The following is an 876-nucleotide window of genomic DNA, read 5'->3' as shown; positions in this document are numbered from 1 at the left end:
GCTAAAAGCGAGACCATCGGGAAACGAGGTCCAAGCTTTATTGAACCAGCTTCGAGGCGCGCGCGGAATCGACGCCAGTCTTTTGAACAAGCAAGTCTGCTCAATGGTGAGCTGAGCACGAACGAAACCGAGACCGTACCGATTTCAACGACGACCATTCCTGCATGGAGGCCGCCTCAATGACGAAACCCACTGCTGATCAGGCAGAGGCCAGCCCCACCAAACGGTTCTTCGTGTCGATGCTCACGCGCGACATCAACCTCGCCGATGCGATCCTCGACCTTCTCGACAACTGCCTCGATGGTGCGCTCCGGCTCGCGGACGGCGGCAATGTCGATTACGCACAGCATTTCGTGAAGATCGAACTCGCTGCCGATCACTTCTCGATCGAAGACAATTGCGGCGGTATCCCGCGCGACGTCGCCAAGAACTACGCCTTCAAGATGGGCCGCGAGCCCGATGACGACCGTGACTCCGAGACCGAGACTATCGGCATGTATGGCGTCGGCATGAAGCGTGCCATCTTCAAGATGGGGCGCGAGGCGCTGGTGCGGACCCGCTACGGCGACGACACCTTCGAGGTGCCGATCACTTCGGCTTGGCTCGACGCCAAGGGATGGGAGCCTCTCCCCATCAACGAACCGACCGAGGCCGACGAAAAGCTCGCCGAACCCGGCACCGTGATCCGCGTGCATGAATTGTATGAGGGCGTTTCCCGGCACTTCGCCAACGAGTCGTTCGAGAACGAGGTCCGCACCGCCATCTCCGAACACTTCACCATGTTCCTCCAATGGGGTCTCAAGGTCGATCTCAACGGCAAACCCGTGGAGCCGGTGCTCGTCGAGGTGCTGGTGTCGGAGCGCGATGACGGCCCGG

At 60.4% G+C, this 876-nt stretch carries 1 protein-coding gene; it reads left to right on the top strand.

All coding sequences use genetic code 11. The features are described from left to right. Positions 1–179: 179 nt before the first annotated feature. On the top strand, positions 180–876 hold a 697-nt coding region (locus MXAZACID_RS17315), incomplete at its 3' end, for an ATP-binding protein (protein WP_205619872.1).

Origin of the sequence: Acidocella sp. MX-AZ02 (assembly GCF_000306035.1) — a bacterium.
GTDB classification, from domain to species: domain Bacteria; phylum Pseudomonadota; class Alphaproteobacteria; order Acetobacterales; family Acetobacteraceae; genus Acidocella; species Acidocella facilis.
Note: the sequence above shows the minus strand (reverse complement) of the source record. Positions and strands in the feature narration are given on the sequence as shown.